Annotated in this window: 13 protein-coding genes and 1 riboswitch; of the genes, 4 read left to right on the top strand and 9 right to left on the bottom strand. The window is 34.9% G+C overall.

Annotated features, from left to right (window positions below; all coding sequences use genetic code 11):
* On the top strand, positions 1 to 261 hold a 261-nt coding region (locus tag H599_RS0103375), incomplete at its 5' end, for a transposase (protein ID WP_026712829.1).
* 172 nt (positions 262 to 433) lie between these two features.
* On the opposite strand, the gene H599_RS0103370 is transcribed toward H599_RS0103375, so the two are convergent.
* The 5 genes from H599_RS0103370 to H599_RS19145 form a co-directional block, all read right to left on the bottom strand.
* Positions 434 to 1,606: a trans-sulfuration enzyme family protein gene (locus H599_RS0103370; protein ID WP_026712828.1), complete on the bottom strand. Its 1,173-nt coding sequence runs from the start codon at positions 1,604 to 1,606 to the stop codon at positions 434 to 436.
* A gap of 123 nt (positions 1,607 to 1,729) precedes the next feature.
* The gene (locus H599_RS0103365) at positions 1,730 to 2,161 is read right to left on the bottom strand and encodes an OsmC family protein (RefSeq protein WP_026712827.1); all 432 of its coding nucleotides are present in this window, start codon (positions 2,159 to 2,161) and stop codon (positions 1,730 to 1,732) included.
* A 115-nt stretch (positions 2,162 to 2,276) separates the two neighbouring features.
* Positions 2,277 to 4,688: a bifunctional aspartate kinase/homoserine dehydrogenase I gene (gene thrA / locus H599_RS0103360; protein WP_026712826.1), complete on the bottom strand. Its 2,412-nt coding sequence runs from the start codon at positions 4,686 to 4,688 to the stop codon at positions 2,277 to 2,279.
* 23 nt (positions 4,689 to 4,711) lie between these two features.
* The gene (locus H599_RS0103355) at positions 4,712 to 5,674 is read right to left on the bottom strand and encodes an alpha/beta fold hydrolase (protein ID WP_245600479.1); all 963 of its coding nucleotides are present in this window, start codon (positions 5,672 to 5,674) and stop codon (positions 4,712 to 4,714) included.
* Positions 5,675 to 5,745: 71 nt separating this feature from the next.
* Positions 5,746 to 5,854: riboswitch (SAM riboswitch) on the bottom strand.
* A 173-nt stretch (positions 5,855 to 6,027) separates the two neighbouring features.
* The gene (locus tag H599_RS19145) at positions 6,028 to 6,234 is read right to left on the bottom strand and encodes a hypothetical protein (RefSeq protein WP_026712824.1); all 207 of its coding nucleotides are present in this window, start codon (positions 6,232 to 6,234) and stop codon (positions 6,028 to 6,030) included.
* Between the two features lie 966 nt (positions 6,235 to 7,200).
* Between H599_RS19145 and metK the strand changes: the two genes are divergently transcribed.
* Positions 7,201 to 8,451: a methionine adenosyltransferase gene (gene metK / locus H599_RS0103345; RefSeq protein WP_026712823.1), complete on the top strand. Its 1,251-nt coding sequence runs from the start codon at positions 7,201 to 7,203 to the stop codon at positions 8,449 to 8,451.
* A gap of 169 nt (positions 8,452 to 8,620) precedes the next feature.
* A complete protein-coding gene (locus H599_RS0103340; RefSeq protein ID WP_026712822.1) occupies positions 8,621 to 9,235 on the top strand; it encodes a deoxynucleoside kinase in 615 nt (204 codons plus the stop codon).
* Positions 9,236 to 9,304: 69 nt separating this feature from the next.
* Here the strand turns inward: H599_RS0103340 and H599_RS19140 are convergent, their stop codons facing one another.
* The 4 genes from H599_RS19140 to H599_RS0103320 form a co-directional block, all read right to left on the bottom strand.
* Positions 9,305 to 11,707: a sodium-translocating pyrophosphatase gene (locus H599_RS19140; protein ID WP_081810497.1), complete on the bottom strand. Its 2,403-nt coding sequence runs from the start codon at positions 11,705 to 11,707 to the stop codon at positions 9,305 to 9,307.
* Positions 11,708 to 11,816: 109 nt separating this feature from the next.
* On the bottom strand, positions 11,817 to 12,347 hold the full coding sequence (locus tag H599_RS0103330; protein ID WP_026712821.1) for an inorganic diphosphatase: 531 nt from the start codon (positions 12,345 to 12,347) through the stop codon (positions 11,817 to 11,819).
* A gap of 109 nt (positions 12,348 to 12,456) precedes the next feature.
* On the bottom strand, positions 12,457 to 14,946 hold the full coding sequence (locus tag H599_RS0103325; RefSeq protein WP_026712820.1) for a DUF5686 and carboxypeptidase-like regulatory domain-containing protein: 2,490 nt from the start codon (positions 14,944 to 14,946) through the stop codon (positions 12,457 to 12,459).
* A gap of 69 nt (positions 14,947 to 15,015) precedes the next feature.
* A complete protein-coding gene (locus H599_RS0103320) occupies positions 15,016 to 16,002 on the bottom strand; it encodes a pyruvate dehydrogenase complex E1 component subunit beta (protein ID WP_262493877.1) in 987 nt (328 codons plus the stop codon).
* 256 nt (positions 16,003 to 16,258) lie between these two features.
* Here H599_RS0103320 and H599_RS0103315 point away from each other — a divergent pair, with 256 nt between their 5' ends.
* On the top strand, positions 16,259 to 17,005 hold the full coding sequence (locus tag H599_RS0103315) for an electron transfer flavoprotein subunit beta/FixA family protein (protein WP_026712818.1): 747 nt from the start codon (positions 16,259 to 16,261) through the stop codon (positions 17,003 to 17,005).
* The last annotated feature ends 17 nt before the right edge of the window (positions 17,006 to 17,022 follow it).

Here is a 17,022-nt window from a genome sequence, read left to right as displayed (position 1 = left end):
CAGTCAGGAACGTCTGTAAAAGGCAAACCGAAAATATCGAAGAAAGGAAATCGATATTTGAGAAGTGCTTTACATTTACCGGCACTTAGCACGATAAAATGGAATGATAACTTTCGAGATCAATACGCAAGAATAGTAGCAAAACACGGAATTAAAATGAAAGCATGCGTGTCTGTACAGAGAAAATTATTGGAACTGATATATGTTATTTATAAAAACAAAACAGTATATGACAAGGGGTATGAATTAAAAAAAAAATAGCGTGCTAGCACAAAAGGCATAAACACGCTATACAGTCTGGCTCTAAGACCGACTTAGACGACAAAATTAAGAATATTAAACATAGAAAAGGCTTCCCGATGAAAATAAAATTTAGTTTTATTAGGAAATCAACACAGAATCTATCGGGACGTTAATCAGAAGTCTTAAATCACTAAGAAAGCGCCTGCTCTAAATCGGCAATGACATCTTTTACGGTTTCTAAACCTACAGAAACACGAACTAAACCTTCGGTAATTCCAACCGCAAGTTTTTCTTCCGTTGATAATTTACTGTGTGTTGTAGAAGCCGGATGCGTTACAATCGTTTTAGCATCTCCGATATTTGCGGATAGCGAACATAATTTTATTTTATCCAAAAACGCTCTTCCAGCCTCAATACCACCTTTAATTTCAAAAGCAATAATATTTCCTCCTAAAAGCATTTGTTTTTTAGCCACTTCATATTTAGGATGCGACTTCAAAAAAGGATATTTCACACTGTTTACATTAGGGTGATTTTCTAAAAACTCAGCCACTTTCATTGCATTTTCACAATGTCTTTCTACTCTTAAAGCTAAAGTTTCTATACTTTTCGACAATACCCAGGCATTAAATGGTGACATTGCAGGACCTGTATTTCTGGAAAACAAATAAATCTGACGAATCAAATCGGCGTTACCCACAGCAATTCCCCCTAAAACACGTCCTTGTCCGTCCATTAATTTCGTTGCCGAATGAATCACAATATGTGCGCCGTATTTCATTGGTTGTTGAATATAAGGCGTTGCAAAACAGTTATCCACAATTAAAATCAAATTGTGTTTTTCAGCAATCTGTCCCAACAATTCCAAATCAATCACATCCACACCCGGATTCGTTGGCGTTTCAACATATAAAATTTTAGTATTTGGCTGAATGAAACTTTCAATTGTATCCGGCTCATTGATATCAAAATACGAAGTAGTAATATTCCATTTTGGAAAATAAGTCATAAACAACGCATGCGTAGAACCAAAAACACTTCCTGCTGAAACAATATGATCTCCTGAGCTCAACAAAGCTGCCAAAGAAGAATAAATCGCTGCCATTCCGGTTGCAAAGGCATAACCTGCCTCAGCGCCTTCCATAGTACAAACTTTATCTACAAACTCCGTTGTATTAGGATTCGAAAAACGGCTGTAAATATTACGTACTTTTTCCTCTGTAAACGAAGCTCTCATGTCCTCAGCATCTTCAAACACAAAGCTTGAAGATAAAAACAAAGGCGTTGAATGTTCCTGATAAGACGTTCTGTCGATATGTGTACGAATGGCTTGAGTTTCAAAACCAAATTCTTGTTCTTCCATTTTTTTCTTATTTTTTAAACACAAATTGCACTCCCGATAGCTATCAGGATAGCACAAATTCATATTGTTTTAATTTCACTAATTAAACTTTATAAAACAGTTTAATCTTTATTTATATTCTAATTACTTTGCTAATTCTACTCCGTTCAAAATTACTTTGTAATGGATTGTTGCAGTAGGTTCTACCGTTTTAGAAACAGAGCAATATTTTTCGAAAGACAATTGAGCCGCTTTAGCCGCTTTGTCTTCTTTAATGTTTCCTTCCAAAGAAAAAACCACATAAATATTCCTGAAAGGTTTCGCTTCTCCTACCTGAACTCTTTCACCTTCTACCTCAGCTTTGAAAGAAGTAATTTCCTGACGTTGTTTTTTCAAAATTGAAATCATATCAATTCCGCTGCATCCTGCCACTCCCATCAAAACCAATTCCATCGGACTTGGTCCCATATCATTTCCTCCAAAATCCGGACGCGCATCCACATTTACAATATGTCCTCTTTCATTTTTTAATTGAAAATGAAAGTTCTCGTTTACTCTGTCTAATGTTATTTTCATAATACTATTTATTTATGATACACGGATGAAACGAATTTCAAACGTGAATTTTTATTTTTTTAAATCTGAAATCAATCCCGATAGTTATCGGGACGTTAATCCTTAATCTAAAATTCTAACCTTTATCGGACAATCTCAAAATATCTCCAAAAACGCCTCTTGCCGTTACAGCCGATCCTGCACCTGCTCCCTGAATTACAATTGGTCTGTCTCCATAAGATTCCGTGTAAATTTCGAAGAAAGAATCCGAACCTTTCAATCCTCCTAAAGCGGTATCGGAAGGAACCGAAACTAATTTTACTTCTAAGATTCCTTTATCGTTTTGTAAATCTCCTGATAATTCACCTATATAACGCAATACGTGATTTGGTTCCTGCTCTTCTTTTATCTTACTATAAATTGGATCAAACTCTTTTAGTTTGGTTAGAAAATCTGCAACATTCCCTTCACGCAAATGTTCTGGAATCAGGTTTTGAATAGCAACTTCATCAAATTCGTTTTGCAAATCCAATTCACGCGCTAAAATCAATAATTTTCTACCTACGTCATTTCCGCATAAATCCTCACGTGGATCCGGCTCTGTATAACCATTATCAATTGCTTCTTTCAAAATATCACTAAACGGAACCTCTTTGGCTGAAAAATTATTGAATAAATAACTCAACGTTCCCGAAAACACTCCTTTGATTTTGGTGATATTCTCACCGGAAAGATGCAACAATTTAATGGTATCAATCAATGGCAATCCTGCACCCACATTGGTTTCATACAAATAGCTCTTTTGATTTTCAGCCAATACTTTCCTCAATTCTTTATAAAAACCATAACTTAATGTATTGGCTACTTTATTAGAAGAAATCAAATCAAAACCATTTTCAACCAATGGAATGTAATTTTCCACAAACGCTGCGCTGGCAGTATTATCAACAGCAATTAAATTAGCCAAATGATTCTCATTTGCGTAAGCAACAACATCATCAATAGTATAAGAGAATCCGTTAGTCTGAATTTCGTTTGTCCAATTTGGCGTTACACCATCTTTGTTAAACAACACACTTTTAGAATTGGCAATAGCAAAAACATTCAGCTTGATGTCTTTTCTTTTCTCGATAGCCACTGCTGATTCTAAAATTTGATTAATCAAAGTTCCTCCCACTAGTCCGTGACCAAAAACAGCAATATTTATTTTTTTAGAGACCCCGAAAATCTCACCGTGAATAACGTTTAACGCCTTATGCAGTTCGTGTTTTTTTACCACCAAACTCACGTTTTTCCCCGTAACGGTATTATTGAATAAAATCGGGATAATTTTGTTTCGAATTAAAGCCGTGTAAGGTTTATGAAAGGTACTCAAATCCTGACCAATAATCGAAATTACCGAAACATCATCGGTTACCGAAATCTTGTTGACATCCTTAGAATAAAAATCATTTTCAAATTCTTTTTCTAATTCAATCATCGCTTTAGTAGCCTGAGATTCGGCTACAACCAAACCAATTCCTCTTTCGGAAGATCCCTGAGAAATAATACTCACACTGATATTATTATCGCCCATTACTTTAAAAATTCGGGCGTCAACTCCGGTCTTTCCAAGTAACCCTCTCCCTTCTAAATTCACCAAAGCCAAATCTTCCAAAACAGAAAGCGTTTTAATACCGCCTGACGTTGAAGTTGCCGTAATTAAAGTTCCTTCATTTTCGTGATTGAACGTATTTAATATTCGCAACGGAATATTTTTCTCTAACAAAGGAATAATGGTTTTAGCATGCAAAATAGTCGCTCCAAAATTAGCCAACTCATTTGCTTCATTAAAAGTCAAATGATCAATTTTCTTAGCATCAGCTACTAAATCCGGATTGGCCGTATAAATACCATCTACGTGCGTATAATTCTGAAGCTCTGTCGCATTCAAATAATTAGCTAACAAAGAAGCCGTATAATTACTACCATTACGTCCTAAAGTAGTTGTAATTCCGTTAATATTCGAAGCAATAAAACCGGTTACAATATTTACAAATGCCGCATTATCTTTAAAATACTGAATTACATTTTTCTTTGAAACCTGTTCCAACGGCTGTGCATCGCCAAATTTTGAATCGGTTTTTAGAAAAATTCTGGAATCAGCAAACTTGGCGTTGATTCCTTTTTCAACTAAAATTGCCGTTAATAATTTTGCCGAAAGCAATTCGCCAACGGACAAAATCTGATCTTTAATTTTAGAACTATAATCACCTATTAAGCTTACTCCTTCATATAATTTATCCAAAACAGCAAATTCTTCCGACAAATCAACCGCGGTATAATCATTCTGCTGATACTGCTTGAATTTTTCAAGCAACGATTTATAATCGCCATTTTTAGCCGCTACAGCAAGAATTGCTTCTAATTCATCAGTTGCACTTCCACGAGCCGAAACCACAACAGCAATTTGCTCTCCCTGATTCACTTTATCAGTAATTATGGGAACCACTTTATTGATGCCTTCTCCATTCGATAAAGATTTTCCTCCAAATTTTAATATTTTCATCTCAAATATATTTTGTATTGCTGCTAAAAAATAGGAGCAAGTAAATTATTTAATTGTTCATACTCAATCAAAAAAGCATCATGTCCGTGAACAGACTTTATTTCTTTATAAGAAACATTTACATGATGCTTTTTTAACTCTTCATAAGTATCTTTATTTTCCTGTGCTGTAAAAAACAAATCTGAATTTATACCTATGATATGTATTGTGGCTTCAATTTTAGAAGCAAAAACTTCAAATGAATCGCTATTTCGGGTAACATCTATGGTTTTCAATAACTGATTCATCATTTTATATGAAGCTAACTGAAACCGTTTTTGTAACTTTTTCCCATGATGTAACAACCAGCTTTCGATATTAAATATAGCTAATTCTTCATTAATGGTTCTGTCAAATTTCAATTTAAAAGATTCCGGCGTTCTGTAACACAACATGGCATGAATACGGGCATCTTCAATTGGATTAGACGAATTTTTTAAAATTTGTTCCTGCAAAAAACAGTTAGCAATTAACCAATCGGTCGATTTCCAGTCGGTTGCAATAGGAATTAGATTTAGTGTCAATTTAGGTTCCAAAGCAATCATTTCCCAGGCAATTCCTCCACCTACTGAGCCACCAATAATAGCATACAATTGCTGAATTTTCAAAAATCTGACTCCTTCAACAAAAAGTCGGGCAATATCTCTGGCTGTAAAATCAGCATAGTTTTCTATAATTACTTCATCAAAACCATTTCCCGGAACATTAAAAGCCAGAATAGAATATTTATGGGTATCAATCGTTTTATTTTCACCAATTAAATCATTCCACCATCCATTCTCTCCAATAACCTGAGCGTTGCCCGTTAAAGCATGATTAACTAAAACAACAGGAGCCGTATGAAGCTCCGGACCAAAAATCTGGTAACTTAAATTAATAACAGGATAAAATGCACCACTCTCGGTAGTGAAATTTTCTATGATAATAGGAATGGGATTATTTTCCAATTTCAAATCTTTAAATAGGTTTGATGATGGAAACATTAAAAAGAAAGCTCAATAAACTAGAAGAATTTGCGTTGTTATCTTTCCACATTTTTTTGTGGTAGAATGCAGCACCTTCTTCGACAAATCGAAGGGTTGCTAAGGCATCATCGGGTCTAATCCCTCGTCCTTTCTTTATAACATTTCAATACGTTTATGAACTTAAAGCCACAAAGTAACTACTATTTTTTCAAACAAACAAATTTTGCCGACCCAGTTTTAAATCAGCAACTATATATCAAACAAACGCAAGTCATCACTGAACACAAAAATTCAGAAATCACCTGCGTTTGAGCCCTATATTCAAAATACTACAATTAGATAAACAGTGCTTCATTTTCCTTAGAATACATCATAAACGTTAATGAATTAGATGCTTTTTTTTGATCTTTCAAATCTGCATCTGTATTAATACCAAATCTGCTGTCGGTTAATTCTATCCTATTTTCTTTTTCTGCATTGTTAGTAGCCCTTATTTCTCTTATAAAGTCTAATGCCCTTGTGATCATTCTTTTTGTGTTCATGATGTTTAAATTTAATTTATTTGACTTATTTTTTGTTTGTTCTATTTTTTTGTGTTGTATAAAAAAACCCTTTTGATACTGCACCAAAAGGGTTTATATAAATTTATAAACGAATCTTTTGGATATCAACAGACCAGCTTTTGCACACAAAGTACAGCCGCCGAAAATTGCTTATTCATCTTAATGTTATTCTTAATACTAATCATCTGTTGTAATCTTGAAATCTTATTATTTGTATTTTAAACAAAAAAGCCTCCTAAATTTCTTTAGGAGGCTTTTGCTATATTTCATCTTATTTGAATAAAAAGAATTAAGCTACTGCACTCCTGCAGACCTCCTTTGCTTTAACCATCGATTTTTTACAAATAATAAAATTCATTTTTTCTTTTTCTTTAGTGACACAAAGATATAAAAAAATCTTTATCACCAATTACATTTTTAAAAAATTTACAACCAAATAAACTAATTAACAGTTTATTATGGATTTTTATATCTATTTTAAGACTCTGCCTGCAAAAACAAATCAAAAAAGAGCTTTTTCGCTCGGAAAATTCACTAAATCATCCTTATTCCACTCTCCTGATTTGATGTTTCAAAGATACACACAAACTCCTTTTGTCATGTTAGCTTAATTTTAAATTAAAATTATCAAAAGGATTCAAATCTTTAGCTATTACAACCCAAAACCACACATCAATTCTTTATAGAAAACCAAGCTGCATCGCCTCAAAAATTTAATATTAAAATTTTAGCTAAGTTTAATTTACAATTTAAAAATGGTTTTATACCTTTGCACCACAAAATACAAGAGGAAAAATTTGAACTGATTGCAACCTCTTCATAACGAAAGCTCTTCGTTATGGGTACTGAAAAAAATTTCAGTAGAAAAAAATGCTAAAGCAGAAACCCTCCTTTAGCCTTTTTCGGCAGTCTGTTTTCCTCGCTTAATTTTAAAAAAAAATTATTATGGCTTATTTATTTACGTCAGAATCTGTGAGCGAAGGACATCCGGATAAAGTAGCAGATCAAATTTCAGATGCACTAATTGATAATTTCCTGGCATTTGACGCAGACTCAAAAGTTGCTTGCGAAACATTAGTAACTACTGGTCAGGTTATTTTAGCCGGTGAGGTAAAATCAAACACTTATTTAGATGTACAACAAATTGCCCGCGATGTAATCAAAAAAATTGGATACACGAAAAGCGAGTACATGTTTGAAGCTAATTCCTGCGGTGTTCTTTCAGCTATCCACGAACAATCAGCTGATATTAACCAGGGAGTTGACCGAAAAATTCCTGAAGAGCAAGGTGCCGGAGATCAGGGAATGATGTTTGGTTATGCAACTAACGAGACTGAAAATTATATGCCATTGGCACTTGATTTATCGCACAAACTTTTAAAAGAATTAGCAGCTTTAAGACGCGAAAATGCAGCAATCACGTATTTACGTCCTGATGCGAAATCTCAGGTAACTCTTGAGTATAGCGATGACAACGTACCCGTACGTATCGATGCTATTGTTATTTCTACTCAGCACGATGATTTTGATGAAGAAACAGCTATGCTGGCTAAAATCAAAAAAGATATTATCGAAATTTTGATTCCCAGAATCATAGCTAAAAACCCGGAACACGCACATTTATTCAACGATAAAATCAACTACCACATTAATCCAACAGGAAAATTCGTAATTGGAGGACCTCACGGTGATACTGGTTTAACAGGAAGAAAAATTATCGTGGATACTTATGGTGGAAAAGGAGCTCACGGAGGTGGTGCTTTCTCTGGTAAAGATCCAAGTAAAGTAGACCGAAGTGCTGCTTATGCAACCCGCCATATTGCTAAAAACTTAGTAGCCGCCGGTGTTGCCGATGAAATCTTAGTTCAGGTTTCTTATGCAATTGGTGTAGCTGAGCCAATGGGAATTTTTATAGAGACTTACGGAACTTCAAAAGTAAATTTAACTAATGGAGAAATTGCTAAAAAAGTAGCTGCTATTTTTGATATGCGTCCTTATTTTATCGAACAACGTTTAAAATTAAGAAATCCTATTTACAGCGAAACTGCTGCTTACGGACACATGGGACGTACTCCTGAAGTAGTTACTAAAACTTTCTCTGCTCCTGGTGGCGAAGAAAAAACAGTAACCGTAGAATTATTCACTTGGGAAAAATTAGATTACGTTGACCAAATCAAAACTGCATTTGGTTTATAATCACTCTTCAATAATTTCAGAAAGCCATTCGCAAAAACGAATGGTTTTTTTATTTTACAAACCTCCGCGATAAAATTCAAAATCAATCTGATTTCTCCTGACAAAGACTATTTTTTTTTCTATTTTTACAACTTAAGTTAAATACAAATCATAAAAAGCTAACAACATAATGCACATAGCAGTAGCAGGAAATATAGGCTCAGGAAAAACCACATTAACCGCTTTACTCTCCAAACATTTTAAATGGGAACCCCATTACGAGGACGTAGTAGACAATCCTTATTTAGATGATTTTTACCATCAAATGGAACGCTGGTCCTTTAACCTTCAAATCTATTTCCTGAACAGTCGTTTTCGTCAGGTAATACAAATTCGCGAAAGCGGAAAAAAAGTCATCCAGGACAGAACGATTTATGAAGATGCTCATATTTTTGCACCCAATCTTTATGCTATGGGCTTAATGGCAACACGTGATTTCCAGAATTACTCTTCTCTTTTTGAATTGATGGAAGCCACGGTTAAAGCACCTGATTTATTAATTTATTTAAGAAGCTCCATTCCAAATTTAGTAGGGCAAATTCATAAACGCGGACGCGAATATGAAAATTCAATTTCTATTGATTATTTAAGCCGCCTGAACGAACGCTATGAAGCCTGGATACAAACTTACAGCAGAGGAAAACTATTAATTATTGATGTAGACAAAATCAATTTTGTTGACAATCCTGAAGATTTAGGAAATATTATTGAAAGAATCAATGCTGAGTTAAACGGACTATTTTAATCAAAAAAAACAAAAAATAAAAATGCCCCGATTATAAATTTCGGGGCATTTTTATTTTTTGCTATCAGCTTACTTTTTATGAACACAACTATTCTTCTTTAAAGACGAAGCCGAACCAATAAACCTACCATTCACATCATAATGAGACAAACAAACTTCTTTTTGCTCTGATGTACAGCCCAAACTATCACACATTTTCGCGCATTCTTCCTTAGTCATCATAGCACATTTGCTTAAATCGCAATGTCCGTCCATATGAATCCCCATCATGTGCCCTTCACTTTCAATGGTAGCACTTCCGCTTCCTAAGATGGGTGCAATAACCAAACCAATCAAGCAGGTTAACTTAATCAAAATATTCATCGAAGGCCCTGAGGTATCTTTAAACGGATCTCCAACTGTGTCTCCGGTTACAGCCGCTTTATGTGCATCAGATCCTTTATAGGTCATCTCGCCATTAATCATTACTCCGGCTTCAAAAGACTTTTTGGCGTTGTCCCAGGCACCTCCGGCATTGTTTTGAAAAACAGCCCAAAGCACTCCTGAAACGGTAACTCCTGCCATATAACCACCAAGCATTTCTGCAATTAATTGATTGTTATCTCCGTAAACTAATTTACCAATTAGTACAATTGCTATAGGAAAACCAATAGTCAAAACTCCCGGCAGCATCATTTCGCGCAAAGCGGCTTTAGTGGAAATATCCACACATTTAGCATATTCCGGTTTTGCTGTTCCTTCCATAATTCCGGGAATTTCCTTAAACTGACGACGTACTTCATACACCATATCCATAGCTGCTTTTCCAACCGAATTCATTGCTAATGCTGAAAAAACTACCGGAATCATTCCACCTACAAACAACATCGCTAAAACAGGCGCTTTGAAAATATTAATTCCGTCGATTCCTGTAAAAGTTACATAAGCCGCAAATAAAGCCAGTGAAGTTAATGCTGCAGAAGCTATTGCAAATCCTTTTCCTGTAGCAGCAGTTGTGTTTCCAACGGAATCTAAAATATCGGTACGAGTTCTAACTTCTTTTGGTAATTCGCTCATTTCAGCAATTCCTCCCGCATTATCAGATATTGGTCCAAAAGCATCAATAGCCAATTGCATGGCTGTGGTAGCCATCATAGCTGAAGCGGCCAGTGCTACTCCATAAAAACCTGCCAAAGCATACGAAGTCCAAATTGCTATTGCAAATAATAAAACTGTTGGAAAAGTAGAAACCATTCCTGTTGCTAAACCAGCAATTACATTCGTTCCCGCTCCCGTACTTGATTTTTGAACAATAGCCATTACCGGTTTTGTCCCTAAACCTGTATAATATTCGGTAACCGAAGAAATCACTCCCCCTACTATCAATCCGATAATAGTGGCGTAAAAAACCCGCATTGATGAAATTTCCTGACTTCCTTCTCCGAAAAATTCCATTCTCATAGTTTGTGGCAGCATGTATTGCACTAAAAAGAAACAACTAATAGCCGTTAAAACAATCGCAACCCAATTTCCTTTATTCAATGCTTTTTGCACCTGTGCTTCTTTAGCATTATCGTCAGTTATCTTAACTAATAAGGTTCCAATAATCGAGAATAGAATCCCAAAACCTGCAATGGACATGGGCAATAAAACAGGCCCAATTCCACCAAAAACATCCTGAATATTTCCTCCCATATCTTTGATAACATAATTTCCAAGAACCATAGCCGCCAAAACGGTAGCCACATAAGAACCGAACAAATCGGCCCCCATTCCGGCAACATCCCCTACATTATCCCCTACGTTATCTGCAATGGTTGCCGGATTTCGAGGATCATCTTCAGGAATTCCAGCTTCCACTTTCCCAACTAAATCTGCTCCAACATCGGCGGCTTTGGTGTAAATTCCGCCTCCAACTCTGGCAAACAAAGCTATAGATTCTGCTCCTAATGAAAAACCAGCCAGAGTTTCTAAAACAACTGTCATGTCTTCGGTAGAAGTCCAGGAACCATTCATAAAAAAATGGAAAAAGAAAATAAAAAAAGAAGTCAATCCTAAAACTGCCAATCCGGCTACTCCTAAGCCCATTACTGTTCCCCCACCAAAAGAAACTTTTAAAGCCTGAGGCAAACTGCTGCGAGCAGCCTGAGTTGTCCTTACATTGGTTTTTGTTGCTATTTTCATCCCCATATTTCCTGCTAAAGCAGAAAAGAAAGCACCAATAACAAAAGCTACTACAATTAATAAATGTGTTTTAACTCCGGGTAGAAAAGTAATTCCTGCTAAAACAATACTGGCAAAAAGAACAAAAACGGCAAGTAACCGATACTCGGCTTTTAGAAAAGCCAAAGCTCCTTCGTAAATATAATCCGAAATAGAAGCCATTTTACCATCGCCGGCGTCTTGTTTCAAAACCCAGGCTCTCTTTAAAAACATAAAACTAAGTCCAATCAAGGCCATTATAACTGGCACCCAAATCATAATTGTATTCATAAATTCGTTTTTGGTTAAGATTAATAATCAACAGCATACAAACGAATTTAAACAAAAAAAGCAATATTTCTGAGAAATATTGCTTTTTTATAAGATTTATAACCAAAAACTATTTAATACTAAATAATCCTTCTGGTTTGTTTTCAATTGCGTTAAAACGATCAGTACACTCTTTGATGATTGCTTTTGCTTCACTCAAATCTCCCCAACCTTCAACATCTACTTGTTTATTTTCAAGATCTTTGTACACTTGGAAGAAATGCTCGATTTCCTTCAATAAGTGTGCGTTAACATCTGATAAATCATTTAATTTATTCCAAATAGGATCAGATACAGGTACACAAACAATTTTCTCATCTGGTCCTTTATCATCTGCCATGTGGAAAACACCGATAGGCTTTACTTCCATAACACAACCTGGAAAAGTAGGCTCATTTACTAAAACCAAAACATCTAACGGATCTCCGTCTAAAGCTAAAGTTTCAGGAATAAATCCGTAATCAGCAGGATACATCATTGAAGAGAATAACATTCTGTCGAAACGCATTCTTTTGATTCCGAAATCATATTCGTATTTATTTCTACTTCCTCTAGGAATTTCGATTAAAACATCGAAAGTGTTTATTTTGTCTGCAGTCATTTTTTAATTATCTTAAGTTGAATTTATTTGGGCACAAAAGTAATTTAATTCCTCATTTATAGCAAAACATTTGTACTGAAAAAGAAGAACAAAACTTTTATTTAATGTTTTAGAAATAAAAACCAAATGAGCCTTTTACAGAAAATTTCTGTGCATCAGGAGCGTTCAAATAATTCCCTCTCCAGGTAAAATCGATTCGGAAGACTTTAAAAATATTTCCAATTCCGGCACTGTACTCCCAATATCCATTTTCAGGCGACTGATAAATTAAGCCGGAAGCATTAATGGCTCTGTTAGCATCTGAAATCGTTCCAAAAACCCCTCTGGCACCAATGATTTCCCTCCAATTTAACTTTCTCATAAAAGGAATTCTGGAAAACAAACGTCCTCCAAAATTATGCTCCCATTGTAAAGTAGCATATTGATCTGCTACAAACTCATAGAAATTAAGGTTTGTAAAAGTATTTTCAATGGTAAAATACGACTGATTCCCCGGAATCACACTCATCAAGCCTAAAGGAATAGTTCCAAATGTTTTTCCTAATTCCAAAGTCAAATTAGTACGTCCGAGAGGCCCGATAATAATAGGTTGCTTATAATACAATTGCAGTTTATCGTAATCAAAATCGCTATTGAACAAGCCTTTAAATCCATGACTGTAATTGATATAAAAACGACTAAACGGACTATCTACCACATTTCTTTCCACACCAAAACCTATCATTTTTCGATTTGGCGCCAATTCGACCTGGAAACTCACTTCTGATTGTTTTACATCGCTTTTGGTAGTCATAGTATTCAAATCGGTATAATAATCCAATTTAAAAGTGTCTGAAGCAGATTCTAAAGTTCTATACGAAAATCCTGCCTGAAACATCAGGTTTTTAACCGGCTCGATTTCAACTGCTAAATTCGACAAATTAATATTTGTCAATTTTCCGTTACTACTGGTTGAAACCAATGAAGACGACGCAAAACTTCTTCCTAAAACATCATTTGTTGTAGTTAAGCTCGCCCCGATTTGCTCTACATCCCGACGGTTTCCTCCCGAAATAATGATTCGGTTTTTCTTATCCACCATCCATTTTCCGGAAATACCGTATTTGAATTTATTATCATCAAAACCATAAGCAGTATATCCCTGAAGTCTCCACGGATCATTTGGACCAAAATAAGTTCGTCCTCCTGTTCGGATTCGGATTCCCTCTACCTGATTGTATCCAAAAGTGGAAAAAACAGGTCCATAATCAAAGTGTCCAAACTGAATATATCCACTACCCAGAATCGAAACCAGATTGTACAAACGCTTGAATTTCTTCACCGTTTGCAACGTATCCAGCATTTTATAAATTCCTTTTTCGTCTTTATTCAGATTTTCAAAACGGTTTTCTTCCCAATATTTATCCGATTTATTATAAACTTCATTGTCTATATAATTCACTTCCTCTTTATAAAAAGAAGCCGGTTTTTCGATATTGAATTTATGATTCTGATATAAAGTAGTACGTTTTCCATAAACTCCTCTGGATTCATCTTTTTTTCTCAAAGCAAAATCCGACATCATATAATCACGGGTTAACAAGAAAACCGAATCATTTTCCACCTCAAATTCCTGTTCGATGTATATATCTTTTACCCAGTTAATATTGGCACTTTTAGTTACTGCCATATTAATTTTTTTGATGGCAAAAGTGGTATCGTTTACCCAAAAATCACCTTTAAAAGTCAGCTCATTTTTTCTTCTCGGATAAAAAATAATGTTGTAACACCATTTTTTATCAATAAAAGCACTGTCCTTCAGGATATAATTATAAGTATCAATTCCAGTTTTTGACAAAGGACTCGTGAAACTTTTATCAAAAAAAGTCATGTGATTATTATAAATATCATAATCGGAATACAAGTCTTTTACAAAAGATAAAATCTGCTGATTATCACTAAATCCGGAGTTTTTATTAGCCTTAAGTTTCTCTTTTACCTTTTTAAGTTTATTATTTCCATAAACATCCATTAAAGACTCATTGATAAAAATAGGCAAATAGGTTTTTCCGGTAACTCTGGAAGTATCAACATGTTTAAAAACAAATTCCATCCCTTTGAAAAGTTTGCTTTTCATAAAAGCACTATCAATAGTATTCATATCGAATTCTACTTTTTCGTACTTCTCCATTTGATATTGATCAAACTGATACAAGCCGTTTTTACGTTTTCTTTCCCAAATTTTTCGAAGAATTTCCAAAGCCGGATTATTCTTTTTGGAAGTTTTACCGGTATAAATAACTACTTCTTTGAGTTCTTCGGCATCTTTTAAAACAATTTTAAAATTATAATTCACCGCTTTCTCCAAAGTAATTTCCTTATCCGAAAAACCTACCGAAGAAACCACTAAAATATTATAGGTATTTGGAGATTCAATATAAAAACGTCCGTCTTCATTAGACATCACCCCCCGATTAGAACCTTTCAAAACAACATTTGCAAAAGGAACCGGCTGATTGTTTTTATCCACAACCATTCCGCTCACTTTAGTCTGAGCAAAAAGTGTTGTAAAAACAGAAAAAATAAAAACCAATGCTAAAAATAAGTACTTCTTACTCATATAGTAAATTTAAAAAAAAAGCTTCATCAAACTAACGTAAGATGAAGCCTTCATAGTATTTATGATGTATTATTTATACATTACTTTCTTTACCGCTTTTACAACATCAGCTGCATTAGGCAACCATTCTTTCAATAATACCGGAGAATATGGCGCTGGTGTATCAGCCGTTGTGATTCTTTGAATAGGTGCATCTAAGAAATCAAAAGCCTGCTCCTGAACGATATACGTAATCTCAGAAGAAATACTTGCCACTGGCCAGGCTTCTTCAAGAATTACTAAACGATTTGTTTTCTTCACTGATTTCAAGATAGCTTCCTGATCCATTGGACGAACGGTTCTCAAGTCGATAATCTCACAAGAGATTCCTTCTTTAGCCAATTCATCAGCAGCAATAAAAGCTTCTTTGATAATTTTTCCAAAAGAAACGATAGTTACATCTGTCCCTTCTCTTTTGATATCCGCAACTCCAATTGGAATTACATATTCTCCTTCAGGAACTTCACCTTTGTCACCGTACATTTGCTCAGATTCCATGAAAATAACAGGATCGTTATCACGAATAGCTGCTTTCAAAAGACCTTTTGCATCATAAGGTGTTGAAGGCACAATCACTTTAAGCCCCGGAGTATTTGCAAACCAGTTTTCTAAAGCTTGCGAGTGTGTTGCTCCTAGCTGACCAGCAGAAGCTGTTGGTCCACGAAAAACGATAGGCACGTTAAATTGTCCACCTGTCATTTGACGCATTTTAGCAGCATTATTTATAATTTGATCAATACCAACTAAACAGAAATTGAAAGTCATGTATTCAACAATTGGTCTGCAACCATTCATTGCTGAACCTACAGCAATACCTGAAAAACCTAACTCTGCAATTGGAGTATCAATAACTCTTTTATCTCCAAATTCAGCAAGCATCCCTTTAGATGCTTTATAAGCTCCATTGTACTCTGCAACTTCTTCACCCATTAAATATATGGACTCATCACGACGCATTTCCTCACTCATCGCTTCGCAAATGGCCTCTCTAAATTGTATCGTTCTCATATTAGATATAGTATGTATATAATTTTCAAAGCAGCAAAAATAAATATTTTAAACCATTTAAGCATCAATTAAGCTAAATATTCCGCTTTAAATTCTAACATCTTATTATTCGTATGTGAATATCTTCTGTTTATCGCTCAATTTCGCAGCTAAAAAACAAACAAAAACAATTTTCAAAACCGCTAAGTAGTTATTAATAACAAATTATTCGAAATATTGTTCTAATTTTGTGACTCAATCTACGAAATATATAAAATATCCAAACATGAAAATACTAGTTTGCATCAGTCATGTTCCTGATACTACCTCAAAAATTAATTTTACCAACAACGATACTGAATTTGACACCAATGGTGTACAATATGTTATCAATCCTAATGATGAATTCGGACTAACCCGTGCCATTTGGTTCCAAGAACAACAAGGCGCAACTGTAACCGTAGTAAATGTAGGCGGTCCGGAAACCGAACCAACTTTAAGAAAAGCTTTAGCCATTGGAGCCAATGAGGCTATTCGTATCAACGCAACTCCTACAGATGGTTTTTTTGTTGCCAAACAATTAGCGGAAGTAATTAAAAACGGTGCTTACGATTTAGTAATTGCCGGTAAAGAATCATTAGATTATAATGGAGGAATGGTTCCGGGAATGACCGCAGCGCTTTCAGGATATAACTTCTTAAATTCATGTATTGATATTGCAGTTGACGGAAACAATGTAAAAGCCGTTCGCGAAATTGACGGAGGAAAAGAAACTGTTTCTACTTCATTACCATTAATTATCGGTACTCAAAAAGGAATCGTTGAAGAAAAAGATTTACGTATTCCAAACATGAGGGGAATCATGACTGCCAGAACAAAACCTTTAAATATTACAGAAGCTGTTGATGCTCCTGCAAATACCAAAGCAGTAAAATTTGAAAAACCGGCTCCAAAATCAGCAATCAAAATGATTTCTCCTGATAATTTAGACGAGCTAATCGACTTATTACACAACGAAGCGAAAGTAATTTAGTATTCAGTTAGCAGTCG

It is taken from the genome of Flavobacterium daejeonense DSM 17708, assembly GCF_000425425.1.
Lineage (GTDB): Bacteria > Bacteroidota > Bacteroidia > Flavobacteriales > Flavobacteriaceae > Flavobacterium > Flavobacterium daejeonense.
This window is presented reverse-complemented; position numbering and strand designations above follow the sequence as displayed.